Genomic DNA, 23,631 nt, shown 5'->3' on the forward strand with positions numbered 1-23,631 from the left:
GCTTCGTCCTCCCCCTGGGCGCCGGGCATGGCTCACCCTTTCCATCCCGTGGCTGTCCGGTCAGTGTACCGAGCACCGTGTCGACGGCCACGAGGCCGCCCCACCGGCTGGCACGGGTCTTCGCCAGAGCCTCCCTATACTCGACACAGGTTCTCGGGCGCTGAGTGCGCCGTCCATCCGAGCTGAGGGAGGAGCCCGCATGGCAGCCCAGTCGCCCACGGCGGCGGTGACCGTGGTGATCCCGCACTACGGCGATCCGGCCCCCACCCTCGCCCTCGTCGACCGCCTGCTGACCGATCCCGGAGACGCGCTGGCCGCCGTCGTGGTCTCGGACGACGCCTCGCCCACCCCGTACCCCGAGGCGCACGATCCGCGTCTGACCGTGGTGCGCCGCGAGCGCAACGGCGGCTTCGGGGCGAACGTGAACACCGGCCTGGCCGCGGTCACCACCGAGCTGGCCCTGGTCCTCAACTCGGACGCCGAGATCACGGGGGCGCAGATCGACGCGCTGGTGGCGGCAGCCGCTCCGTATCAGCCGGCCGTGGTCAGCCCGCAGGTCGTCAACGAGGACGGCACGCCGCAGTGGTCCGGCCGGCACTTCCCCACGGTCCTGCACCAGACCGTCGAGTGGCTGACGCCGCTGGCCCGCTTCCGTCACCTGGACGTGCTCCACGAGGCCGTGGGGCACGACGTCGCGGCGGCCCGGTCCGCCTCGCCCGTGGCGGTCGACTGGGTGATGGGCGCCGTGCTGCTCCTGCCGATGGCGCAGGTCCGCGCCGTCGGCGGGTTCGACGAGGAGTACTTCATGAATTCCGAGGAGGTCGACCTGCAGCGCCGCCTGCGCGAGCGCGGCGTGCCGTCGATCGTGGTCCCGGCCGTCCGTGTGCCGCACGGGCTGCACGGCTCCTCGGACCCGCTGCGCCGGCGCGGCTGGCTGGTGGACTCCCGGTACCGCTACGCCCGGAAGTTCGGTCACCCCCGGGTCCTCAAGGCCGCGCTCACCGCGGCGACGGGGGCGAACTTCGCCGTGAACGCGCTCCGGCAGGCCCGGGGTGTGGACGTGGACGCCCGCGCCGTGCTCCGGGACGAGCACGCGCTGGTCTGGAAGGGGCAGCGCCGATGAGCGCCACCGGCTACACCGTGCCCGCGCCGCCCGACGCGCGGGGCGGCCGCTCACCGGAACGGCTGTTCCTCGTCTCGCCGGCGTTCCACGGCTACCACCGCTCCATCGCGGCGGCGTGGGCGGCCCAGGGCTTCGACGTCACGGTGCACTGCTACGACGCCTACGCCACGCTCGGCATGAAGCTGCGGAACAAGGGGCTGCTCGAGCTGCCGCAGAAGGCGGGCGTGGACCGCACGGCCGCGCGGGTCGCCTGGGACACCGGGCGGGCCGTGGCCGCGCTGCGCGAGGCCCGGCCGGACCGCGTGCTCGTCATCAAGGGGGACTCGCTGGGCGAGGACTTCTGGTCCGAGATCCTCGAGGCGGGCCTGCCCCGCATGCTCTGGCTGTACGACGACCTCGCGCGGCACGACTACTCGATGGAGTTCCTGCGCTCCGTCGGGCCGGTGCTCAGCTACGCCCGCTCCGAGGCCGAGCTGCTGGCCGGCGAGGGTGTGGACGCCCACTACATGCCCAACGGCTTCGACCCGGCGATGGCGTTGCCCCAGGTGCCGCGGCGTGACGAACTGGTCTTCGTGGGCTCGCGCTACCCGAATCGCGTGGAGCTGCTCACCCGCCTGGCCGCGGCCGGGGTGCCGGTGCGCGCCTACGGGCGTCAGTGGAGCCACCACCCGGTGGACCGCCTGCGCACGTGGGAGCTGACCCGGCCGGACCTGCCGGCCGAACGGGACATCCCCCTCGAGGAGGCGTACGCCGTGCAGGCGGCCGCCGCGGGCGCCATCAACATCCACGGCCTGCAGGCCGGCCACGCGATGCGGACCTTCGAGGTGCCCGGCATGGGCGGACTCCAGCTCGTCGATCGGGCCGACGTGGCCGAGTTCTACGTCCCGGACGAGGAGGTGCTCGTCTTCGAGGACGCGGACCACCTCATCGAGCTGGGCCGCCGGGTCGTTGCGGACCCTGCCTGGGGAGCGCGCATCCGGGAGGCCGGCCGCCGCCGGTCGCACGCGGAGCACACGTTCGCGCACCGGGCGGCCATGGCCCAGGGGTGGTGGGCATGACCGACGCGCCCCTCTTCTGGCGCTCCGAGGACCTGCCGCGCTGGCACGCGTGGCAGCGCGCCCAGTGGCCGCTGACCCGGCGGGCCGCGGACACCGCGCGCTCGACCGTGCGCGGCGTGGCCGGCGCCCTGACGCGCCGCCGGCCCACCGGCGACGACGTCCCCCGCCTGCTCCTGCCGGCGGGGGACGTGCACACGCTCGTCGCCCTGGAGTCCTTCGGCCCCACGCAGCTGGCCGCGCTGGCCTCGCCCGTGGCCGCCCTGGCCACCGCGCGGCCGGAGGTCACCGCCGGGGTCGGCTGGGTGCTGCCCGCCGGTGGCGCACCCGCCCTGCCCGGGGCCGCGGGCCACCGGGAGCACGCCGCCACCGCCGACGTCGTGACGGATCGCCTGTCCGGGCTCCGCCGCGTCCTGGTGGCGGGGGAGTACCTGCCCTCGGGCCGCGCCGCCGTGCGCTGGGCCCGGCAGCGGGGGGCGCGGATCGGCGTCGTCCAGCACGGGCTGCTGGCCGTGTCCACGCCGCCCGTCCCGCAGGACGCCACCCTGTACGCCTTCACGAGCACGGACGCGGACTGGTGGACCCAGGGCCGCGCCGATGTGGAGGCCGTCCCGGTGGGCTCGGCGCTGCTCGAGCAGGCCCGCCGGACCGCGCCCGCGCTCTCGGGCGCCGGGGACGACGGCCCCGGGGTGTTCCTCGGCCAGCTGCACGGCGCCGAGCTGCCCCGCCGGGACTTCGCCGCGGCCGCCGAACAGTACGTGCGGGCCACCGGCGCCGCCTACCGCCCCCACCCGGCCGAGCGGGACCGCCTCTCCCGCGGCCAGCACGCGGCCTGGCGCAGGGCCGGTGTGCGGATCGACGACGCCGGGGCGCCCCTCGTCGCCACCCGCGGGCCCGTGGCGGCCGTCTTCTCCACCGGGATCCTCGAGGCCGCGCAGGCCGGCAGACCCGCGTGGGCCGTCCACCCGGACCCGCCCGCCTGGCTGGAGGGGTTCTGGCGGCGCTACGGCATGAGCCGGTGGCGGCCCGGCCGCACCCCGGAGCCCACCCCGCCCCTGGCCTCGCCGACCGCGGACCCCGCGGCCGCGATCGCCGAGCACGTCTGGAAGGAGACCGCGTGAGCATCCTGTGCGTCATCCCCGTGCGCGGCGGGTCCCGGGGGCTGCCCGGCAAGAACATCCGCCTCCTGGGCGGCCACCCGCTCGTGGCCTGGACCATCCAGGCCGCCCTCGAGGCGGAGGAGGACCTGCACGTGGTGGTCTCCACGGACTCGGCCGAGATCGCCGAGGTCGCCCTCCGCTACGGCGCGGACGTGCCGGGCCTGCGCCCGGCCCACCTGGCCCAGGACTCGACCCCCACCGAGCCCGTGATCGAGCACGTGCTCGCGGCCGAGCGCGCGGCCGGCGTCGAACCGGAGGGCGTGATGCTGCTCCAGGCCACCAGCCCGCTGCGCCTGCCCGGCACCCTGGACCGCGCCGTGCGGCAGTTCCGGGACACGGGGGTGGACTCGCTGGTCGGCGTCGTCCCGGTGTCCCCGTTCCTGTGGCGCCATCCCGAGGATCCCGACGGGGAGCCGATCCCGGACTTCGACGTCACGGCGCGCAAGCGCCGGCAGGACATGACGCGCTCCGACCTGCGGTTCCGCGAGAACGGCTCGCTGTATGTGACGCGCCCCTGGGTCTATGACCGGCTGCACAACCGGCTCGGCGGCCGGATCGGCATGCTGGAGCTGGACGATCTCGAGGGCGTGGACATCGACACCGAGTTGGACTTCGCCCTGGCCGAGCAGCAGATGGACCAGTACCTGGCGGTCCAGAAGGTGCTCCAGCACCGCCCCGACCTCGGTGCCCCGCGCACCGCCGAGACCCCCACCACCGGCCCGAACCGCACCCCCGGAGGCGCACAGTGATCATCGAACGCAGGCTCACCCCCTACCTCGTCTTCCCCGAGGACTCGCTCCTGGCCGCCCTGCAGAAGATGACCGACAACCGCGAGCGCACCGTGTTCGTGGTGGACTCCCACGGGTTCCTCGTCGGCTCCCTGACGGACGGGGACGTGCGTCGCTGGCTCGTGGCGCATCCGGAGGCGTCGCTGGACGTGGCCGCGGCCGACGTCGCCCATCGCGACCCGGCGACGGCGCCCCTGGGCGCCTCCCCGGCCGAGATGCGCGAGGCCCTGCCCGCCGGGGCGCTGCACCTGCCGCTGCTGGACGAGCGCGGCCGCCTGACGGCCCTGGCGATCAACCGGGAGGCGGAGCTGCGGATCGGCGGGCACCGGATCGGGGAGGGCCACCCGGCGTTCCTGATCGCCGAGATCGGCAACAACCACCAGGGCGATGTAGACCTGGCCCGCCGTCTCGTGGACCTGGCCGTCGAGGCGGGCGCGGACGCCGTGAAGTTCCAGCTGCGGGACATGGACGCCCTGTACCGGCAGTCCGGCGCGGCCACCGCCGGCGAGGACCTGGGGGCCCAGCGCACCCTGGACGAGCTGGCCAAGTTCTCGCTCTCCGCCGAGGACATGGTGCGGGTGTTCGACCACGTCCGGGACGCCGGCGTCGCCCTGATGTGCACCCCGTGGGACGCCCCGTCCATGCGGGTGCTGCGCGAGTACCCGGTGGACGGCGTGAAGATCGCCTCCGCGGATCTGACGAACCACGGTCTGCTGCGGGACGCGGCCGCCTCCGGCCTGCCGATGGTGCTCTCCACCGGCATGTCCCGGGAGGAGGAGATCCGCGAGTCGGTGGCCCTCGTGCGCTCCTTCGGCGTCCCCTTCGCGATGCTGCACGCCCAGTCGACGTACCCCGCCCCTTACAAGGACGTGAATCTGGCCTACCTGGACCGGCTCGCGGAGATCGCGCAGACGCCGGTGGGCTACTCGGGCCACGAGCGCGGCTTCCACGTGGCGCTGGCCGCGGTGGCCCGCGGGGCCTCGATCATCGAGAAGCACTTCACCGTGGACCGCGGGCTCGAGGGCAACGACCACAAGGTCTCCCTGCTGCCGGAGGAGTTCGCGCAGCTGGTCCGGCAGACCCGGGACATCGAGGAGTCGATCGGCGTCGGGACCGAGCGCGTGGTCTCCACGGGCGAGGCGATGAACCGCATCAACCTGGCCAAGTCCCTGGTGGCGGCCCGCCCGCTGCAGGCCGGCGCCACGATCACCGCCGACGACGTGACCGTGAAGTCCCCGGGCCGCGGTCTGCAGCCGAACGAGCTGCCGCGCCTGGTCGGCCGCACGCTGCACCGCGACATGGCCGAGGGCGACTTCTTCTTCGCCGGCGACCTCACGGACACGGTGCCCACCGGACGCCAGTTCGAGTTCCGGCGCCCCTGGGGCCTGCCGGTGCGCTACCACGACGTCGAGGCGCTGACGAAGGACTGCACCCCGGACTTCCTCGAGTTCCACTTCTCCTACAAGGACCTCGAGATCGACATCGACTCGGTGTTCACCGAGCCCATGCCGATGGGCTTCACCACCCACCTGCCGGACATCTTCTCCGGCGACTTCCTCGTGGACCTGGCCAGCGACGACGACGCCGTGTGGGAGCGCTCGATCGCCGAGGTGCAGCGCACGATCGACATCACCCGGGACCTGAAGCGCTGGTTCCCGAACGAGGAGGAGCCCATCATGGTCATCACCATGGGCGGGTTCACCCTGGACCGGCACATCCGCCCGGAGGAGCGGCGGCCGAAGTACGAGCGCATCGCCGAGGCCGTGCAGCGCCTGGACACCTCCGGCATCCGGATCGCCGCGCAGACGCTGCCGCCGTTCCCGTGGCTGATGGGCGGTCAGCAGTACCACAACCTCTTCATGGACCCGGACGACACCGTGGCGTTCGTGGAGGCCACGGGGGTGCCCCTGTGCCTGGACATCTCCCACTCCAAGCTCTCGGCCACGTTCCTGGGGATCCCCTTCTCGGAGATGGTGGAGAAGCTGGCCCCGCACACCATCCACCTGCACCTCGTGGACGCCACCGGTGTGGACGGGGAGGGACCGCAGATCGGGGAGGGCGACGTCGACTGGCCCGTGCTGTGCGAGCAGCTGGACCGCCTGGCCCCCGGGGTGAGCTTCATCCCGGAGATCTGGCAGGGCCACATCAACAACGGCGAGGGCTTCTGGACGGCCCTGGACCGCCTGGAGCAGTGGCTGTGATCCCCGAGGCCGCGACGACCACTCCGGCCCCGCTGACGCTCTGGGTGGTTCCCGTGGCAGACCTCGGCGGCGTGGCCCGGCACGTCCTCGACGTCGCGCGCGTGGGCCTGCCCGGTCTGCGTCTGGCGGTGCTCTGCCCCGAGGGGCCGCTCGCCGAGCGCCTGCGCGAGCAGGGGGCGGCGGTGTTCACCGGGGACGTCGGTCCCGACGCCGGTCTGGCCGCCTCGGTGCGCACGCTCCGGACGGCGGTGCGCACCCTGCGCCCGGCCGCGGTCCACACGCACCTGGCCTACACCGACCTCGCGGCCTTCACGGCGCTGGGCGCGGAGCGAACCCTGCGGAGGGCGGGTGCACCGGCGCTGCTCAGCACCGAGCACGGGATCGCCCCGGACGACGGGCTGTACAATCGCGCCGCGGCGGCCCGGGTGAAGAACGCCGCGCACCGCGCCCGGCTGCGCGGCACGGACCTCGTGATCGCGGTGGCGCAGTCCACCGCGGACGTGCTCCGGCGCAAATGGGGTGCGGGGGCGCCCCTCACCGTGGTGCGCAACGGGGTGGATGTGTCCGCGGTGCGCGCCGAGGCCGCGGGGCAGCGGCGCGCACCGGGGGAGGGGCTGCGGATCCTGTCACTCTCCCGCCTGGCGCCCGAGAAGGGCCTGGACCGGCTGATCGCCGCACTGCCCGCCCTGCTGGAGCGCGACCCCGGGGCGCGGTTGACGTTGGCCGGCACCGGGCCGCTCGCGGCGGCGCTGCGTGCGGAGGCCGAGGACCTCGGTGTCGCGGATGCGGTCGACCTGCCCGGCTTCGTGGAGCCGTGGGGCACCATGGCCGAGCACGACGTGCTGGTGCAGCTCTCCGCGTGGGAGAACCTCAGCTACACCCTGCTCGACGCCGCGGCCGCCGGCCTGCCCGCCGTCGCCACGGATGTGGGCGGCAACGGAGAGATCCTGCCGCCTGAGCGCCTGGTCCACGAGACCACCCCGGCGGCCATCGCCGACGCCGTTGTGCGTGCCGCCGCCGACGGCCCGGGCGAGGTGCGCGTAGGCGACGTGGAGACGATGGCCCGGGCGACCGCCGAGGCGACCCTCGAGGTGCTCGGGCGCCGGGTGGGGAAGGGCGGGCACCGATGACCGCGGCGAGCCCGAACGAGCCGGGATCGGTGTCGGTGGCTCCGGCCGAGAAGCGAGTGCCGGGGCCCCGGTTCCGGGAGCTGGACGGGCTCCGCGGCCTTGCCGCGCTGGCCGTGGTGTTCTCGCACTACACAGGTGCCCACAATTCGCACTATCCGCAGGATCCCGCCGCGTTCCACGACGCGGCCTGGGGTGCGGCGGGCGTGCAGCTGTTCTTCATCATCTCCGGGTTCGTCATCTTCATGTCCGCCCGGCGGGCCGACCGGCCGAGCGACTTCGCCATCTCCCGGGCCGCCCGGCTCTATCCGCCGTACTGGATCTCCCTGGTGTTCGCCGTGGTGCTGCTCCTGCTGCACCCGGTGCCCGGCTTCCCCTTCACGTGGGGCCAGGCCCTCGTCAACCTGACGATGGTCCAGCGGTGGGTCGGCGTGGACAACGTGGTGGACGTCTACTGGACGCTCGCGGTGGAGATGCAGTTCTACGTGATCATCCTGATCCTCCTGTATCTCACGCGCTGCCGCCTTTCGGACCGCGTGGTGCTGTGGGGGAGCCTCGCGTGGTCGGTGATCTCGTGGGCCGTGGTGTTGTTCACCGCGCCGCACGTGGGCTCGGACCCTCAGCGGGACCCCCTGTGGGTGAAGCTCCTCAACAACGCCACCGTGGCCGAGTACGCTCCGTTGTTCGTGCTGGGGATGGCCTTGTACATCGCGCGGCAGACGGGGCAGCACCGCGGCTGGGTCGCGGCGGCCGCGGTGTCCGCGGTGGGCAGCACGTTCGTCATGCGGGGGATGCCCTTGGCCCTCGAGGTCCTCGTGGTGGTGCTCCTCGCAGTCACGGTGATGCTGCGGAAGAGGACGTCCGTGCTGCTCCTGGCCCCTGTCCAGTGGTACGGGAAGATCAGCTATTCCCTCTACATCCTCCACGCCATCCCCGGATACATCCTCATCCACGCGCTCTGGCCGTATGTGGGCCGGAACATGGCCATGCTCGTGGCCTTGGCCGTGGTCTCCGTTCTCGCCTGGGCCCTGCAGAAGTACGGCGAGGAGCACCTCGGCCGCGCGGCCAAGCGGGGGCTGACCCGCGTCCGCTCCGTCGTGGACGCGCGCACCGGAGGCCCTCGATCCCCTGGGAAGGCCCTGGGATGACCGGTCGCATCTGGATCCTGGCGAACCAGGGCGAAGTGGGTGGCGGCGAGGTGATGCTGCACCACCTCGCCACGGCCCTGCGCGAGCTGGGGCGGGACGTGGGCGTCGTGGCCCCGGCGCACCCGGCCGAGACCGCCGATCGCCTCGACGCGGACGGTTTCGACGTGGTCCGCGTGGGTGGGCCCGGACGCCTGGGGTACCTGCGTGCTCTCCGGGCCTGGGACCGTGGCCGTGGCGGGGACGACGTCGTGTGGTGCAACGGGCTGCTGCCGGCCACGGCGCTGGCCGGCCGGCCGCGCCGGATCGTGCACCTGCATCAGGTACCCGAGAAGCCGGTTCTGCGGGTGTTCTCCGCCCTGGCGCGTCCCGGTGCGCTCGCGGTCCTCGCGCCGTCCCGATTCGCGGCGGACCGCATCCGCGGGGCGCGCGTGCTCCACAACTGGGTTCCGGCCCCGACGGCGCCGCAGACACGGCGGGCCCGCGGTGCCGATGATCCGGTGACCGTGGGCTTCCTCGGCCGGCTGTCCGAGGACAAGGGCATCGTGACGCTCCTGGAGGCCGCCGCGCTGCTGCGGAAGACCGACCCGGGTGCTTTCGTGTTCCGCGTCGCGGGGGAGAGCCGATTCGTGGCGGAGGACGAGGCCGACCGGCTCGCCACCGCCCTGAAGGCAGCCGGTGAGGACGTCCAGGTGCTCGGCTGGCAGGACAGCGGTGAGTTCCTGGCCTCCGTGGACGTGCTGGCCGTGCCGTCGCAGTGGGCCGAGGTCTTCGGCCTGGTGACGGCCGAGGCGATGGCGGCGGGCGTTCCGGTGGTGGCTTCCGATGCGGGGGCCGTTCCCGAGGTGGTCGGCAGCGATCACCCCTTCATTGTTCCGCAGCGGGACGCTGCCGCACTCGCGGGCTGCTTGCGGGCGGTACGAGCGATCGATCTGGGGGCGGTGGCCCACTCCCAGCGACGCCGCTGGGAGTCGCTGTTCTCTCCCGAGGCCGGCCGCGCCGCCGTCGCCGAGCTCCTGGATGACCTGTCCCTATGATCCCCGCGGAGGACTCATGACCGAGACGCCCCTGACCCCCGAGGCCAGCGTGATCGTCCCCAGCCGGGGCGGAGCCCAGCGGCTGCCGCGCCTGATCGGCGCCCTCGCCGCGCAGGAGGACGCCCCGCCGTTCGAGGTCTACGTGGTCGTGGACGGGGATGTGGACGGGTCGGAAGCGTTGCTCGCCCAGTTGGCCGCAGAGCATCCGGGCCTGGACCTGAGTTGGACCGTCTTCCGGGAGAACCGCGGACGGGTCGCTGCGCTCAACGCCGGCGCCGACGCGACGTCCGGCCGCATCCTCATCCGCGCGGACGACGATCTGGAGCCCGGGCCCCACTACATCCGGGACCACGTGGCCGCGCACTCGGGGGAGCCCGGCGGAGCGATCGGACTCTATCTGAACGTCCTGGAGCCCACCCCGTATCAGCGCGCCTACGGTGACACCCAGGACGTCTTGCACCGCGAGCACGCGTATGCGCTGCAGGCGGATCAACAGTGGCGACACTGGGCAGGCAACGTGTCCGTTCCCCGTGCCCTGCACCAGCAGATCGGCGGCTACGACCCGGACTACCGACAGTACGGGTGGGAGGACATCGACTACGGCTACCGGTTGCACGCGGCAGGCTACCCCGTGGTGATCCGCCCCGAGCTGGAGACGCGGCACCACGCTGCCGCCGTGACGACGCACTCGAAGGCCGTGCGGGCCCTGCACGGCACGGCCGCGCGGAACCTGTTCGTGGGCAAGCACGGGGCGGCACCGCTCGGCACCATCGGTGCTCCGCGAGGCGTGTGGGGTGCTGCCGTGCGCCTGGTGGCGTGGGGCACCACCGAAGCCACGCTCACGCGCTCCAGTGCGTTGATCGACGCCGTCGCGGACCACCTGCCCCGGGGGCTCGCCCGTCGACTCATCGCCCTCCAGGTGGAGGGCGCCGCCGAAGCCGGACGGGCCCACCCCCACCGCGCGCAACGGTCCATCTGAGGGGACACGATGTCAGAACAGACTCCCGCAACGATCGCCATCGCCCACGACTACCTCACCCAGAAGGGCGGGGCGGAGCGGGTGGTGCTCGCCCTGCACCGGATGTGGCCGGACGCGCCCATCTACACGACGTTCTACGACCCCGAGGGAACCTTCCCCGAGTTCCGCAACGCTCGGATCATCACCTCGCCGCTGAACCGCGTGGGGGTGCTGCGGAAGGATCCCCGGCGCGCGTTGCCCCTGCTGCCGCTGGCCTCGTCCCTCATGCGGGTGAAGGAGCCGCTGGCGGTGGTGTCCACGTCCGGATGGGCCCACGGGTTCCGCTACGCGGGGGACACCCTCGTCTACTGCCACACGCCGGCGCGGTGGGTCTACCTGCTGGAGGACTACCTGGGTGATGAGGGGCAGAAGAGCCTCAAGGGGCGCGTGGCCCGCGCACTGCGGCCGGGGCTCAAGGCCTGGGATCAGGCGGCGCAACGCCGGCGGACGCGGTACGTGGCGAACTCGACCGTGGTGAAGCAGCGGATTGAGGAGGTGTATGGGATCCGCAACGTTGACCTCGTCTTCCCACCCCACTCGGTGAGCACGGACGGGCCGCGGGAGCCAATCCCCGGTGCCGAGCAGATCGCCGAGGAAGGTTACCTCCTCTCCGTGGCCCGCCTGATGCCCTACAAGCACGTGGACGTGGCGATCGCCGCCGCCGAACGCACGGGGCAGCACCTGCTGGTGATCGGCAAGGGGCCGGAGGAAGCGCGTCTGCGCGCGATGGCAGGGCCGGGCGTGGTCTTCGCCCAGGACCTCACCGAGGCGCAGCTGCGCTGGGCCTATGCCCACGGGACAGCTCTGATCGCGGCCAGCCACGAAGACTTCGGGATCACACCTCTCGAGGCGAGCGCGTGGGGTGTGCCGACAGTCGCCCTACGGGCCGGCGGGTACCTGGACACCATTGTGGAAGGTGTCAACGGGGTGTTCGTGGAGAAGTCAAGCGTGGATGACGTGGCAGCGGGAATCTCTCAAGTGCAGGCGACCGTGTTCGACACGGCGTCCATGAAGGACTACGTCGCGCAGTTCGCGGAACCCCATTTTCGAGAGCGCGTCCGAGGGCTTCTTCGCCAGGTGAGCGACGACGAGACGAGTTCACAGCAGGTGTGACGTCCTAGAGATCCCCTTGACGGTAACCTCATGGCATGTCCAGCCGTGACGAACCCCAGTTCAGCATCATCATCCCCACGCTTCAAAGGTCCGCTGAGCTGCGCCCTCTCGTGGCCCAGTTGGCGGAGCATCCCCGGGTGTTGGAAGTGATTGTGATCAACAATGCCAGTGCACCGCTTCAATGGGCATCTCCCCGTGTACGTGTGTTGCAGCAGGGTCATAACATCTTCGTCAATCCGGCCTGGAACCTGGGTGTGCGTGAGGCCCGAGGTCGTCTTGTGGCGATCGTCAACGACGACATCGAGATGCCGAACAGCCTGCTTCATCTGGCGTCGGAGTTGCTCTCGCGTCCTTGGGTCGGACTCGTTGGTGCAGACATCCATCATCGCGGCGGTTCTCGCCGAGTGCGACTGGCAACCCACGCGCACATTACCTTGGGGTACGGCGTGTTCATGGCGCTGAGGCGGAAGGACTATATCCCAATTCCTGATGACCTGAAAATCTGGGGAGGCGACGACTGGCTGTTCTGGAGTGCGCGTCGGCCGCCCGTCGTCATCCTGGACTCTGGCATTAGCACGACCATGGGGACCACGTCAGGTTCGGCTGAGTTCCGGGCCATGCGTCTGGAAGAGACCAGAAGAGTGGACGCGCACATTGGCGGGTGGATCGGCCGGCGCAAATGGCATCATGGAAGCCGGGTTCTTGAGTCTTTTCGACGGCGGCGCGGCTGACCGTTTATCCATTATCCTCTGTAGAGGAGGCACAATTGATCTCAATGTCCCGAGCGGGGCTGCTTGCCATGATTCGACAGGGTAAACACGGCTTATTCTTGGCCCAAAAGTGGGCGAGGCCGACCCGTATCCGTTTGCGTGGTCATGTATGGAGGGGGGTCGCACGGGTCCGTCCCTACCGTTTTGACCTGGGTCGCTACAAGGACGCGCGGGGGTTCTTTCCCTTCGACTTCTTCCTCCATCGTTCAGCGCCTGAAGGATGGACGAAAGACGGGGCGATCGCGCAGCGCCGACTCTGGTGCGTGTGGGCTGGGGATAATCCGATGACGGTCAACCGCATGCATAGCCTGGATACGCTGAAGGAACTGAATCCGGAGCTCGAACTCACTCTCGTCACGCCATCCAATCTCCATCGGTTCATCGTCCCGGCGCATCCGCTCCACGAGGCATACCCGCACCTTTCCTTGCCGCACCGGTCGGACTATCTTCGAGCTTACTTTCTGCATCATTACGGTGGTGCTTATGCGGATATCAAGTCAATGGGTGCTGGCATGGCCGACCCCGTCCTGAGCGTTCGTGCTTCCGACGGGCCGTGGGTGGTTGGATACCCTGAGATCAACTCCGACCTGGTCGACAACATCCATGGTCCCCTGGGTGATGATGTGCGCCACCACTTCCATCGGGTTGTCGGGATCGGGGCCCTGGCGGCGCGTCCCCGCACGCCCTTCACCGCGGAGTGGCTGGCTGAAATCGAGCGGCGCCTCTCTTATTACCGGGCCGACCTGGAACGACATCCGTCGACCGATCCTTTCGGTTATGAGGGTGATTACCCGATCACCTGGATCGGGCTCGGCGCTGATGTTTTCGAGCCGTTGCAGCTGAAGTATCTGGACAAGATTGAGGCCCGCCCCGAGTTGACGCCAAATATGGAGGACTACCGGTGACCGTGTCGACCTGGCCCTTTTCGTCGTTCTGGCGCTGTGGATTTAGAGCCCTTTGGACATGAAGAGCGGGGCCCTCATCCAACGGTGATACATCGAACGGTTCAGCGCCCTTCGCCCGCGACTACCTCTGAGCTGAAGGGAAGGGTGCACACCGGATGCCGGTTCTCTAGGAGACCGGCAAAGGGTCAGCGACGGGATTCGAGCAGATCCAGGAGGTAGCGGCCGTAGCCGGACTTCAAGAGGGGCTCGGCGCGGGTGCGGAGCTCGTCGTCGGTGAGCAGACCCTGGCGCCAGGCGACCTCTTCGGGGGAGCCGACCTTCAGGCCCTGTCGGGACTCGATGGTGCGGATGAAGTTGGAGGCGTCGTTGAGGTCGCCGAAGGTGCCCGTGTCGAGCCAGGCCGTTCCGCGGGGCAGGACCTCCACGTTCAGGGTGCCACGCTCGAGGTAAGTGCGATTGACGTCCGTGATCTCCAGCTCGCCGCGGGCCGAGGGCTTCAACCCCTTAGCGATCTCGACGACGTCATTGTCGTAGAAGTAGAGGCCCGGCACGGCGAAGTTCGACTTGGGCTGGGCCGGTTTCTCCTCCAGGGACACGGCCTTGCCTGCGGCATCGAACTCGACGACGCCGTAGGCGGTGGGGTCGGCGACCCAATAGCCGAACACGGTGGCGCCATCAACCTGGGTGTGGCGACGCAGCTGCTGACCCATGCCGGGGCCGTAGAAGATGTTGTCCCCGAGGACGAGGGCGACGTGGTCGGCGCCGATGTGGTCCTCGCCGAGGATGAAGGCCTGGGCCAGCCCGTCCGGCGAGGGCTGCTGCACGTAGCTCAGTGAGATACCGAACTGCGAGCCGTCGCCCAGCAGGCGCTGGAACTGCTCAGCGTCGTGCGGGGTGGTGATGACAAGGATGTCGCTGATGCCCGCCAGGATCAGGGTGGAGAGTGGGTAGTAGATCATCGGCTTGTCGTACACGGGGACCAGCTGCTTGGAGATGCCGTGGGTGATCGGGTGCAGGCGCGAGCCCGTGCCCCCGGCGAGGATGATGCCCTTCATGGGTGGACCGGTCCCTTCGTCGGTGGTCTCGGTATACGGCTGTTGAAGAGCTTAGCGGGTTAGCATCACAGGGTGAGTGAGAAACCCGTACGCCCCCGCATCTCTGTGGTCATCCCCGCGTACAACGCCGAGCGCTTTCTGCCGCTTCAGCTCGAGGCTCTCGATATGCAGTCGGACGCCCCGCCGTACGAGGTCATCGTGGTGGACAACCGGTCGTCGGACGGGACGGCCGCCCTCGTCGATCGACTGGTCGAGGAGGTCTCCTATCCCCTGCGGCGTGTCAGTGCTGACCAGCACCAGGGACCCGGCTATGCGCGGAATGTGGGCGCGGCCCACGCGCGCGCCGACCTGCTCATGTTCGCCGACGCCGACGACGTGGTCTCACGTTGGTGGGTGCGCAATGGTGCGCTGGCCTTCGAGACCTCCGTGCTCTGGTCCGGTGGCGCGCGGTTCATGACGGACGAGGAGATGATAGGTGGCGTCGAAGACATCCGGCGCGCGGCCGGTGATTCTGATGCGTGGTCACCACCCGAAGCTGCGGACGCGGACGAAGCCTTTCCAGTGCTCATGGGTGGGGATTTCGGAGTCACCCGTGACGTATTCCTCCGGATCGGCGGCTTCGACCACTCGCTCGGCGGCGTCTACGAGGACAACGACCTCGGTATCCGGGCCCATCTCGCCGGCGTCGTGATCGACCACGCGCCCGATGTGCGCATCGCCTTCCGCGGCAAGTGGGACGAAGGGTTCCGATCCCGGCTCGCCCGGCGATCCGCCCGGTCTCACGCTCTGGTGGCTCACCGCTATGGCCTCACCCGGAGGTCCCACTTCCCGAATCCCTGGGGGGAACTGGCTCGGAGCGCCGGCGCTGCTGTGCTGATGGCCGCGGGCAGGAAGAACCGCGACTGGGAGGGTGTCCGCCTACGGGCTGCGACGGCGCTCGGTCACGCCCACGGGACGGTCAAGTACCAGTGGCTGAAGCGGTCTGTCCCTCCGCAGATCGGCCTCGGCCTGGATTCGGCAGACGCGTCGGCGGCGCACCGGTGAGGTCCTCGGGAAAGTCAACCGCACGGCGGCTGGCTGCTCATGTCGTCCGATCGTCCATGGTGCTTGACCGGCATCGTCACGGATTCTTTTGCCGGCCTGGCCTCCGCGGCGCGGGGGATCCCTGGCTCTCCGGGGGGTGCCAATTCCGGATCCTCAGGACGCTGTCGCGAGAGCGAAGTCCTTCCTCAACGAGGAGGTGTTCTTCGACTGCGGGGGAGTCATCCGCAACGCCAACGTCGTCACCGGGAATCTCGCACCGCACGGCGTCTACGCCGGTGTGCCGACGACCCGCAAGAAAGCCCTCCCAGGAGCAGGAGAACAATGACCCACCCTCATGAGCCCCTCGCCACCGTGGTGATCCCTGCACGCAACGCCGAGGCATGGATCGGCGAGCAGCTGCAGTCCCTGGCCGAGCAGGTCGACGCCCCGCCGTTCGACGTCGTCGTCGCGGACAACGGCAGCACGGACGGGACCGCCCGCACTGCCGCAAACGCCATGGTGCCGTTCGAGGTAACGGTCGTGGACGCATCGCAGGTGGCCAGCGCGTCGCATGCCCGCAACGTGGGCGCGTCACTCGCGCGCGGGGAGGTCCTGCTCTTCTGCGATTCTGACGACCTCGTTGGACTGCACTGGGTTCGAGCGCTGCACCACGCAGTGGCCACGCATTCCCGTGTGGTGGCTCGGGGCGTGCTGGAACATGGCCGCTTCAATGGGCCGGACGTCCTGGCGGCGTATCGCATCGATCTGAGCGACGACGTCCGGACTCACCCCGGCGACCTCGCCGTCACGCCCGTCACCGGCGGCTTCGCGGGCTACCTGCCCACCGTGCCGGGTTGCAACTTCGCGATCCGGCGTGAGGACTACCTGGATCTCGGAGGGATGGACCCGCGCTATCCGGGCGGCTCAGAGGAGACGGACTTCGTCTGGCGCGCCCAGGAAGCGGGCTGGGCCGTGGTGCAGGTCCCCGGTGCCGTGGTCCACTACCGCCTGCGTTCAACCCAGCGGGCGATCCTCCGGCAGCAGCGGAACCAGCAGCGCGGGCGCATGTACCTGTGGACCCGGTTCCGTGACCGCGGCATGAACGGGCCGAGCGTCAAAGCATCCGTGCTGGCGTTGGCCAGGCAGATCGGACGCGCGCCCGGCGCGGTGGCCGACCCGGCCGCTCGGCTCGCCTGGGCGTACACCACCGGTGCCCACCTTGGGGCCCTGGAAGGGATGGCACGCTACCGGTTCCGCCGCACGCGGCGCCCGGACTCGCCCGTGACGGTCGAGGAGCAGCAGGCGTGACCTGGGTCGTCACGGGAGGGGCCGGGTACATCGGCGCGCACGTGGTCCGGGCGTTCCAAGCGTCCGGGATGGACGTGGCCGTCATCGATGACCTGTCCACAGGCCACCGCCGTTTCGTTCCCGAGGGGGTTCCCTTCTTGGAGGCGGACATCACAGCGACCACATCGGTGGCCCATTTCCTCCGCGCCCAGCAGGCTCGGGGCGTCGTCCACGTGGCCGGCTACAAGTACGCCGGTGAATCCGTGAGGTCGCCACTGCTGACCTACCGCATCAATGTGCAGGGCACCGTCAGCGTGCTCGAGGCGATGCAGTCTGCGGAGGTCGGCTCCCTGGTCTTCTCCTCGTCGGCGGCGGTCTATGGAACGCCTGAATCGGAGGTGGTCACGGAGGACACCGCGCTGCGCCCGGAGTCGCCCTATGGGGAGTCCAAGCTCATCGGAGAGTGGCTGCTCGCTGACCAGGGAAGGGCTGCCGACCTGAGGCACACGAGTCTGCGCTACTTCAACGTCGTCGGTTCGGGGTCGCACCAGGTATGGGACTCCAGCCCGCACAACCTCTTTCCGCTTGTGTTCGACGCACTGCAGCAGGGAAAACGGCCCCGCATCTTCGGGGACGACTATCCGACGGAGGACGGCACCTGCGTCCGGGACTATGTGCACGTCTCCGATGTGGCCGCCGCCCATGTCACCGCCGCACGGAGGCTGGCCGGCGGCGACCCCGTCGAGCCGGTCTACAACCTCGGGTCCGGTGCAGGGACCTCCGTGCGCTCCATCATGGACACGGTTCGGAAGGTGACCGGGGTCAATGTGGAACCGCTCGTTAAGGCTCGGCGCCCCGGCGATCCTGCACGGATCGTGGCTGATGGCTCCCGCGCGGCGCGAGACCTGGAGTGGCGTATGCGGCATTCGCTGGAGGACATGGTCCTCAGCGCGTGGCGGGCCCGGGCGGGCCGCTGAGGATCACACGTCATCCCACCGGGTCGGGGCGTCGCTCCGTAGCGCGCGCAGCGGGCCGCGGGGGTACCAGGCGGCATCCGTCAGGGGTTCTCCCGCCAACAGGGCCGCCCATGCCTCACGCAATGCGTCGTCGTCGAGTGATCCCAGGCGTCGCCAGTGGTAGGCAAGGTCCTCCGAGGTGCCTGCGAGCGCGATCGCCGCCGCCCCCTTGCGGTTCTTCCGGGCGAACTGATCGAAGGACCGCCACGGAAGGTGGAGAATGCGGAGCCCCTCGGCCCGAACCCCCGGGCGGAGAACGTCGTGGTTGCCCATCTGGATCACAGCGCCATCGCGCGGGGTGAAGGCCACCTTGACGTCGAAGTGCGGCGTGGGGTCGAGATCGAACGCGGAGCCGTCAGTACGAGGGAAGGCGTTGAACATCTGCGCACGCAGGACAGGGGCGTCCGACGCCTCCAGGGCCTCACGGAGGGAGCCATCCTGTCCGAACCAGAACTCATCAGCGTCGAAGGGAACCACCCGGGTGGCGCCCGCGCCGGAGACCAGGTCGGCAAGCCGGGTCATCTTCGCCGACTGCACATACGCAGGTTCAGCGTCGTCACCCACGATCAGCCCGGGGATCTCCGCGGACAACCGACGGAGGATCGTTCCCGTTCCGTCCTCGGACAGGTTGTCCACGACCACGATGTGCTCGATCCCCTGACCCGCGAGGTGCCGAATGGACCGCTCGATCACGTCCGCCTCGTCGCGCACCATGGCGATGGCGCACGGCCCGGTCATGGCGGGAAGCGGGGGAAGCTCGAACCCGGCCGTAGCCATCTCGTACTCCCGGCGAAACTGCTCGGAGCCTCTGAGCGCGCGGGCTTGCCGGATCAGCTCTCGGTTCCGTTGTGCGAGGAAGATCTGGTGCTTGGCCTTGCGCGCAAGGCCCAGAGGGGTCGTCACGGGCGGCTCCTAGTGATCAGAGGGTGCAATGGGGCGGTCGGTGGCGTGGCGTCATTCCACTATCTTGAACTCGCGCGCGAGGTCTGGGGTAACGGGCCAGCCGAGGGTGGTGGTGAGGTGATGCAGCCGGTGGCGCCAGTCGATCGTGGCCCGCGCCCGACGCTGCTGTGCGGTGGCCTTGGCGGCACCCCAGGACTCCGCCGCCTGCTGCAGCGCTGGCCAGGCCTCCGCGCGGTCTTCGGGGGAGATCTCGAGCGTCGCCCCCGGCCACAGCAGGTCTGTGGCGGTGGCGGGGGCCGTTCCCGCCACCAAGCATCCCGCGGCCAGCGCGTCCATCCAGCGGCCGGTCACGTACTCGCGGGTCGGGTGCGTGTAGGCCGCGGGGCTCACACGATTCGAGAATGCCAGGACCACCTTGGCCTCGAGGAGCGCCCGGCGGACGTTCTCCTGGTTCGTCAACGGATCGGCCGCCGCCGGGGGCCGTCCGCGGAAGGACAGCCCGTGCCGTTCGGCGTCCTTCGCCGTGACGGCGTCGTCGTCCCAGGCCGACGGTTGCCGCCCGAGCCGTAACAGGTCGATCGACTTCTCCCCGGCGACGGGCTCGAAGGCCAAGGTGTCCGCTCCCCAGGGGAGCACGTCCACGGGCCGCCCGGTGCGGTCTGCCCATTCGTCGACGAGGTCGGGGTCCGTGATGAACAGGTGGTCGAAATGTGGGCGATGCTTTGCAATCCCGGCGATCCGGTCAGTCCAGAAGGAGTCGATCACCCACGCCGTCGTGGATGCGTACCCGGGGAACCACAGGTGGCGACGAGCCGCGAAGGCGAGCGCGGCCGGGTTGCCCGCGATGACCAACAGGCGCCGTCCGCCGGCACGACGCCCCCGGGGGAGGAGCACGGCGCCGCGCTCGACTGCCGAGGCCCGACCGCGATCATCGATCTCCGTCAACGTCGCCCCGAGCAGGCGTGCCGTGAGGTGAGCCAGCTCCGCCACGGGGCCCCACCCGGTGCCTCCGGGACGGATGTAGACGACGTCGACGCTCATGCCTTCCAGGGTAGGCGGGGGTGGGACGTCTGGCCGCCGGGGGCAGTAATCTGGCGAGGGTTTGACCTCCGCCTTCTTCGAGAGAGGTCGGGACAGGAGAGCCATGCGACTTCCTTCAGCCAGAGACATCGCCGCCGGTGCCCTGAGTGGCATCCGCCGGGCCGATCCGCCGGTGATGTGGGGCGCTGAGCCGATGAACGGCGGCAACTTCCTGTACCTGTGGGCCACCGCGTGGGCGCGCCGTCGGGAGACCGGGCGGCCGTGGCTGGTGCGCTTCAAACCGAAGATGGAGCCCTGGCTGGCCGAGTTCCCGGCGTTGGACGCCTTGACCGTCATGGAGTCGGACGTCGGATTCCGGCAGGAGCGCACGGTGGAGTGGGGGCAGCAGACCTACCGTGATTGGTTCTTCCAGGATCTCCGCGACTTCTCCCGGGAGCTGCTCCTGGCCAGCGCGTCGTTCCAGGGCCGGCTCGAGCGGGTTGAGCGGGACGCTGTTGTGGTGAACGTCCGTCGCGGCGACTACTACTCCAATCCCACGTTCCGTGCCCAGTTCGGTTTCGACATTGCCGGATACGTCCGTGCAGCGGTCAGCAGGATCCCGTCCCCGGAGGTCTCGTCCTTCATTCTCGTCTCCGACGACGTGCCGTGGTGCCATGAGAATCTCGGCTTCCTGTCAGACCTGGCGCCGGTGGGGACGATTCCGGGCCCGCACGACATGTTCAATGACCTCGCGCAGATCGCCGGCGGTCGGCACCTGATCCTGGCCAACTCCACCTTCTCCTATTGGGGCGGCTACCTTGCGAGCTCCCTGCCGCCGGAGGAACGCGCCCGCTCCGTCCAGGCACCCCTGCATTTCAACCGTCTCTACGCACGCGGGGAGTCGCCGCTCCTGCTGCCGGAGTGGCGAGCTGTCCCGGAGGACGAATTCATGACCTCGTGCCCGGAGGCGGCCCCGGACCTCAGGAGAATCGTCGGCGGCCGGGTACCCTGAAGGTCCTGGGGTCCACCCGTACGGAGGAGATGACAGATGGCAGGCGTTCTCCATGCCGCTCGACAGGTGAAGCATGCCGGATTTGTGGCGTTGAAGAAGGCGAAGTTCGCGGCAGGAGAGGTCAAGGACGTGGGCTATCGCGGCGCCACCGCGCTCTGGCCGTACGTCTTTGATGCGGGCCACTACCCGCTGGATTTCGTCAGTCTGGACACTCCGGACCCCGTCGGCCCGCCTCAGGCGGAGGTCCCCCGCGTCATCTGGTGCGTGTGGACTGGAGACAACGAGATGTCGCCGAATCGGAAGGCGGCCCTCGACTCGATCCGCCGCGCCACTCCGGACGTGGACGTCCGTATCGTGACGCCGGCGAATCTGCACTCCTACGTCCTTGACGAACATCCTCTACACCGCAGCTACCAGAGGTTGTCGTATGTTCACCGGTCCGACTACCTGCGAGCGTACCTGCTTCATCACTACGGGGGCGGATATTCTGATCTCAAGAAGCACCCGACGTCATGGTGCCCAGGGTTCAGGCGTATCGCAGAAGATCCCGACGCATGGGTGGTTGGGTTCCGTATCCCTCGATCATCCGAATCCGCGTGGTTCGAAGGGCGACTAGGGCGTGAGGTGCGAGAGAATTTCTCGCGTCTGATCAATATTTCCGGCCTTATCGCCCGTGCCAACACGCCGTTGACTCAAGCCTGGATCGGAGAGGTCGAGCGCCGCCTAGACTACTACTCGTCCCTGTTGCGCCGGACCCCGGGCAACGTGTTTGGAGACAATCCCGGCTACCCAGTGCCCTGGACGCGGATCGGCTCACAGGTATTCGAACCGCTCTGCCTACGCTACCTTGACCATGTGCGCATCGACCAGTCGGTCAAACCTCAACTCTGGGGACATCGCTGATGCGGTTACATCTCGTCCCATTTAGGACGGCAACGTTTTATCGGTAGGGCTCGTCCGGCGGCGTGAAATTCTCATGGAGCCTGATGCGTGAAGAGTACTTGAGGGAAAGCGGTACAGGATGTCTGCGAGTAGCTGAGTCCAGCCCACTGGGTAACGCGCCACTTCATCCCGCACTCCTCCGGGTGCTCGTTTTAGAAGTGGGAGGAAGTAATCTAGTCGACGCTCCAGTTCGGAGAACCATTCCGAAGTCAGTGGTGATCGCGGCCGAGTGATCATGGCCATCGTGCCCATGACGGATGCGAAGTGTCGATGAAGGTCCTTCTCCAGGGCGCCCCCGTACGGTGGAATGCGGCCTTTAGAGTCCTCGGGGTACCCGAGGAGCCACGCCTCGGGGTCCTTATTGAGATTTTCAAAGTGCACGTCCCAGGATCCCCGCGGTGACTTTATGTCTGTGTATCCTCCCCCGTGATGGTGCAGTAGGTAAGCGCGGAGGTAATCAGACCGGTGGGTAAGAGAAAGGTATTCGTAGGCCGGGTGGATCGGGTGGTCTTCTATCACCCAGTCGGACAGGTTTTCCGGGGTTACGAGATGGACGGTGACGCCGGCCTGCTCTCTGATCTTCTGAAGGTTCGCAGAGCGAATTTCCGGCATGGCATTTTCACCCGTCCAGAGCGCGAAGATCCGCCGCGGCGCCTCGAGAATTTCTTCAACAGGCTCGTTAAATCGAAGAAACCTCTGGGAAGGATATCGCATGGGTTCGAATTGGAATGGTCGAACTCAGGCTGCTACGGCCTCCATTTCAGTTTTTGCCCAACGCGCCGCGACTTTCTTGCTGACCCAGATGCGATGTTTGGTGCCACGCGCAAAGTCGAGGACATGATTTTTCACCATGGCGTGATTATCTCATGGGTCGGCCCATCCACTCTGCAAGCGCCCCTCCATCTGGGCCCCGGTACCCTGATCCCATGCACCTCCTCGTCACCGGCGGCGCCGGGTTCATCGGCTCGAACTTCGTCCACCACGTCGTCCGCGAGACCGGGCACGACGTCGTCGTCCTGGACAAGCTCACCTACGCCGGCAACCGCGAGAACCTCGCGGGCCTGCCGGAGGGCCGCGTCCGCCTCGAGGTGGGGGACATCTGCGACGCGGCCCTGGTGGACCGCCTGATCGCCGAGTCGGACGCCGTCGTGCACTACGCGGCGGAGTCCCACAACGACAATTCGCTGAACGATCCCTCCCCGTTCATCCAGACGAACATCGTCGGAACCTTCGTCCTCCTCGAAGCGGTCCGCAAACACGGCAAGCGCTTCCACCACGTCTCCACGGACGAGGTCTACGGCGACCTCGAGCTCGAGGACCCGGCGAAGTTCACCGAGACCACCCCGTACAACCCCTCCAGCCCGTACTCGGCCTCGAAGGCCGGCTCGGACCACCTGGTGCGCGCGTGGGTCCGCTCCTTCGGCGTGCAGGCCACGCTGAGCAACTGCTCCAACAACTACGGGCCGTACCAGCACATCGAGAAGTTCATCCCGCGCCAGATCACCAACCTGATCGACGGCGTCCGTCCCCGCCTCTACGGCCAGGGCGTCAACGTCCGGGACTGGATCCACACGGAGGACCACTCCTCGGCCGTGCTGCGCATCCTCGAGCGCGGCGAGATCGGCCGCACGTACCTGATCGGCTCGGACGGCGAGAGGAACAACAAGGAGATCGTGGAGATCCTCCTCGAGCTCTTCGACCGCCCCGCAGACGACTACGACCTCGTCGCCGACCGCCCCGGCCACGACCTGCGCTACGCGATCGACAACACCGCGCTGCGCACCGAGCTCGGCTGGGAGCCGCAGTTCACGGACATCCGGGCCGGTCTGGCGGACACGGTCCGCTGGTACCGCGAGAACGAGGCCTGGTGGCGCCCGGCCAAGGCCGCCGTCGAGGCCACCTACCGCGCCCAGGGCCAGTGAGGGGGCACC

General features: G+C 69.2%; 22 protein-coding genes. 18 read left to right on the top strand and 4 right to left on the bottom strand.

Annotation, left to right across the window (positions count from 1 at the left end):
• The first annotated feature begins 199 nt into the window (after positions 1 to 199).
• From DE149_RS04245 to DE149_RS04300, 12 genes are all read left to right on the top strand, one after another.
• A complete protein-coding gene (locus DE149_RS04245) occupies positions 200 to 1,123 on the top strand; it encodes a glycosyltransferase family 2 protein (protein WP_044659581.1) in 924 nt (307 codons plus the stop codon).
• Complete coding sequence (locus DE149_RS04250; protein WP_113914008.1) at positions 1,120 to 2,181, top strand: glycosyltransferase; 1,062 nt, start codon at positions 1,120 to 1,122, stop codon at positions 2,179 to 2,181. Before DE149_RS04245 ends, DE149_RS04250 begins: the two co-directional genes overlap by 4 nt.
• Positions 2,178 to 3,299 (top strand): RNA-binding protein, encoded by a 1,122-nt coding sequence (locus DE149_RS04255; RefSeq protein ID WP_113914009.1) that lies wholly within the window; start codon positions 2,178 to 2,180, stop codon positions 3,297 to 3,299. Before DE149_RS04250 ends, DE149_RS04255 begins: the two co-directional genes overlap by 4 nt.
• Positions 3,296 to 4,087, top strand: a complete 792-nt coding sequence (locus tag DE149_RS04260) for a cytidylyltransferase domain-containing protein (RefSeq protein ID WP_113914010.1) — start codon at positions 3,296 to 3,298, stop codon at positions 4,085 to 4,087. Before DE149_RS04255 ends, DE149_RS04260 begins: the two co-directional genes overlap by 4 nt.
• The gene (locus DE149_RS04265) at positions 4,084 to 6,327 is read left to right on the top strand and encodes an N-acetylneuraminate synthase family protein (protein WP_113914011.1); all 2,244 of its coding nucleotides are present in this window, start codon (positions 4,084 to 4,086) and stop codon (positions 6,325 to 6,327) included. Before DE149_RS04260 ends, DE149_RS04265 begins: the two co-directional genes overlap by 4 nt.
• A complete protein-coding gene (locus tag DE149_RS04270; protein ID WP_233490702.1) occupies positions 6,318 to 7,457 on the top strand; it encodes a glycosyltransferase in 1,140 nt (379 codons plus the stop codon). Before DE149_RS04265 ends, DE149_RS04270 begins: the two co-directional genes overlap by 10 nt.
• Positions 7,454 to 8,602, top strand: a complete 1,149-nt coding sequence (locus DE149_RS04275; RefSeq protein ID WP_113914013.1) for an acyltransferase — start codon at positions 7,454 to 7,456, stop codon at positions 8,600 to 8,602. The genes DE149_RS04270 and DE149_RS04275 overlap by 4 nt, the downstream gene beginning before the upstream one ends.
• Positions 8,599 to 9,636, top strand: coding sequence for a glycosyltransferase family 4 protein (locus tag DE149_RS04280; protein ID WP_113914014.1), 1,038 nt, complete (start codon positions 8,599 to 8,601; stop codon positions 9,634 to 9,636). Before DE149_RS04275 ends, DE149_RS04280 begins: the two co-directional genes overlap by 4 nt.
• 16 nt (positions 9,637 to 9,652) lie before the next feature.
• A complete protein-coding gene (locus tag DE149_RS04285) occupies positions 9,653 to 10,615 on the top strand; it encodes a glycosyltransferase family 2 protein (protein ID WP_113914015.1) in 963 nt (320 codons plus the stop codon).
• 9 nt (positions 10,616 to 10,624) lie between these two features.
• Positions 10,625 to 11,767 (top strand): glycosyltransferase, encoded by a 1,143-nt coding sequence (locus DE149_RS04290; RefSeq protein ID WP_113914016.1) that lies wholly within the window; start codon positions 10,625 to 10,627, stop codon positions 11,765 to 11,767.
• Positions 11,768 to 11,802: 35 nt separating this feature from the next.
• Positions 11,803 to 12,498: a glycosyltransferase family 2 protein gene (locus DE149_RS04295; protein WP_113914017.1), complete on the top strand. Its 696-nt coding sequence runs from the start codon at positions 11,803 to 11,805 to the stop codon at positions 12,496 to 12,498.
• A gap of 323 nt (positions 12,499 to 12,821) precedes the next feature.
• The gene (locus DE149_RS04300) at positions 12,822 to 13,442 is read left to right on the top strand and encodes a glycosyltransferase (RefSeq protein WP_158530778.1); all 621 of its coding nucleotides are present in this window, start codon (positions 12,822 to 12,824) and stop codon (positions 13,440 to 13,442) included.
• A 185-nt stretch (positions 13,443 to 13,627) separates the two neighbouring features.
• Here the strand turns inward: DE149_RS04300 and rfbA are convergent, their stop codons facing one another.
• Positions 13,628 to 14,497 carry a glucose-1-phosphate thymidylyltransferase RfbA gene (gene rfbA, locus DE149_RS04305; protein WP_113914019.1) on the bottom strand — a complete coding sequence of 290 codons (870 nt, stop codon included), beginning with the start codon at positions 14,495 to 14,497 and terminating at the stop codon, positions 13,628 to 13,630.
• 72 nt (positions 14,498 to 14,569) lie between these two features.
• Between rfbA and DE149_RS04310 the strand changes: the two genes are divergently transcribed.
• The 3 genes from DE149_RS04310 to galE all read left to right on the top strand — a co-directional run bounded on the left by DE149_RS04310 (position 14,570) and on the right by galE (position 17,784).
• Complete coding sequence (locus tag DE149_RS04310) at positions 14,570 to 15,541, top strand: glycosyltransferase family 2 protein (RefSeq protein WP_113914020.1); 972 nt, start codon at positions 14,570 to 14,572, stop codon at positions 15,539 to 15,541.
• A 321-nt stretch (positions 15,542 to 15,862) separates the two neighbouring features.
• Positions 15,863 to 16,828, top strand: a complete 966-nt coding sequence (locus DE149_RS04315; protein WP_158530779.1) for a glycosyltransferase family 2 protein — start codon at positions 15,863 to 15,865, stop codon at positions 16,826 to 16,828.
• Positions 16,825 to 17,784 (top strand): UDP-glucose 4-epimerase GalE, encoded by a 960-nt coding sequence (gene galE, locus DE149_RS04320; RefSeq protein ID WP_113914022.1) that lies wholly within the window; start codon positions 16,825 to 16,827, stop codon positions 17,782 to 17,784. Before DE149_RS04315 ends, galE begins: the two co-directional genes overlap by 4 nt.
• Positions 17,785 to 17,787: 3 nt before the next feature.
• Here the strand turns inward: galE and DE149_RS04325 are convergent, their stop codons facing one another.
• Both DE149_RS04325 and DE149_RS04330 read right to left on the bottom strand, forming a co-directional pair.
• On the bottom strand, positions 17,788 to 18,726 hold the full coding sequence (locus tag DE149_RS04325; RefSeq protein WP_113914023.1) for a glycosyltransferase family 2 protein: 939 nt from the start codon (positions 18,724 to 18,726) through the stop codon (positions 17,788 to 17,790).
• A gap of 51 nt (positions 18,727 to 18,777) precedes the next feature.
• Positions 18,778 to 19,767, bottom strand: coding sequence for a glycosyltransferase (locus DE149_RS04330; RefSeq protein WP_158530780.1), 990 nt, complete (start codon positions 19,765 to 19,767; stop codon positions 18,778 to 18,780).
• Between the two features lie 103 nt (positions 19,768 to 19,870).
• Between DE149_RS04330 and DE149_RS04335 the strand changes: the two genes are divergently transcribed.
• Positions 19,871 to 20,758, top strand: coding sequence for an alpha-1,2-fucosyltransferase (locus DE149_RS04335; protein ID WP_113914024.1), 888 nt, complete (start codon positions 19,871 to 19,873; stop codon positions 20,756 to 20,758).
• A gap of 36 nt (positions 20,759 to 20,794) precedes the next feature.
• Positions 20,795 to 21,661: a capsular polysaccharide synthesis protein gene (locus DE149_RS04340; protein ID WP_113914025.1), complete on the top strand. Its 867-nt coding sequence runs from the start codon at positions 20,795 to 20,797 to the stop codon at positions 21,659 to 21,661.
• A gap of 21 nt (positions 21,662 to 21,682) precedes the next feature.
• Here DE149_RS04340 and DE149_RS11945 read toward each other — a convergent pair whose 3' ends face one another.
• A complete protein-coding gene (locus DE149_RS11945; protein WP_113914026.1) occupies positions 21,683 to 22,414 on the bottom strand; it encodes a capsular polysaccharide synthesis protein in 732 nt (243 codons plus the stop codon).
• Positions 22,415 to 22,626: 212 nt separating this feature from the next.
• Between DE149_RS11945 and rfbB the strand changes: the two genes are divergently transcribed.
• The gene (gene rfbB, locus DE149_RS04350) at positions 22,627 to 23,622 is read left to right on the top strand and encodes a dTDP-glucose 4,6-dehydratase (RefSeq protein ID WP_113914027.1); all 996 of its coding nucleotides are present in this window, start codon (positions 22,627 to 22,629) and stop codon (positions 23,620 to 23,622) included.
• Positions 23,623 to 23,631 lie beyond the last annotated feature (9 nt).

The organism is Micrococcus sp. KT16, from assembly GCF_003315015.1.
Lineage (GTDB): Bacteria > Actinomycetota > Actinomycetes > Actinomycetales > Micrococcaceae > Micrococcus > Micrococcus luteus.

Excerpts from the sequence above, each read along its gene's own strand:
- DE149_RS04245 (WP_044659581.1), top strand. The coding sequence starts at position 200 with ATGGCAGCCCAGTCGCCCACGGCGGCGGTGACCGTGGTGATCCCGCAC.
- DE149_RS04250 (WP_113914008.1), top strand. The coding sequence starts at position 1,120 with ATGAGCGCCACCGGCTACACCGTGCCCGCGCCGCCCGACGCGCGGGGC.
- DE149_RS04255 (WP_113914009.1), top strand. The coding sequence starts at position 2,178 with ATGACCGACGCGCCCCTCTTCTGGCGCTCCGAGGACCTGCCGCGCTGG.
- DE149_RS04275 (WP_113914013.1), top strand. The coding sequence starts at position 7,454 with ATGACCGCGGCGAGCCCGAACGAGCCGGGATCGGTGTCGGTGGCTCCG.
- DE149_RS04280 (WP_113914014.1), top strand. The coding sequence starts at position 8,599 with ATGACCGGTCGCATCTGGATCCTGGCGAACCAGGGCGAAGTGGGTGGC.
- DE149_RS04285 (WP_113914015.1), top strand. The coding sequence starts at position 9,653 with ATGACCGAGACGCCCCTGACCCCCGAGGCCAGCGTGATCGTCCCCAGC.
- DE149_RS04290 (WP_113914016.1), top strand. The coding sequence starts at position 10,625 with ATGTCAGAACAGACTCCCGCAACGATCGCCATCGCCCACGACTACCTC.
- DE149_RS04295 (WP_113914017.1), top strand. The coding sequence starts at position 11,803 with ATGTCCAGCCGTGACGAACCCCAGTTCAGCATCATCATCCCCACGCTT.
- DE149_RS04300 (WP_158530778.1), top strand. The coding sequence starts at position 12,822 with ATGACGGTCAACCGCATGCATAGCCTGGATACGCTGAAGGAACTGAAT.
- rfbA (WP_113914019.1), bottom strand. The coding sequence starts at position 14,497 with ATGAAGGGCATCATCCTCGCCGGGGGCACGGGCTCGCGCCTGCACCCG.
- DE149_RS04315 (WP_158530779.1), top strand. The coding sequence starts at position 15,863 with ATGACCCACCCTCATGAGCCCCTCGCCACCGTGGTGATCCCTGCACGC.
- DE149_RS04330 (WP_158530780.1), bottom strand. The coding sequence starts at position 19,767 with ATGAGCGTCGACGTCGTCTACATCCGTCCCGGAGGCACCGGGTGGGGC.
- DE149_RS04335 (WP_113914024.1), top strand. The coding sequence starts at position 19,871 with ATGCGACTTCCTTCAGCCAGAGACATCGCCGCCGGTGCCCTGAGTGGC.
- DE149_RS04340 (WP_113914025.1), top strand. The coding sequence starts at position 20,795 with ATGGCAGGCGTTCTCCATGCCGCTCGACAGGTGAAGCATGCCGGATTT.
- DE149_RS11945 (WP_113914026.1), bottom strand. The coding sequence starts at position 22,414 with ATGCGATATCCTTCCCAGAGGTTTCTTCGATTTAACGAGCCTGTTGAA.
- rfbB (WP_113914027.1), top strand. The coding sequence starts at position 22,627 with ATGCACCTCCTCGTCACCGGCGGCGCCGGGTTCATCGGCTCGAACTTC.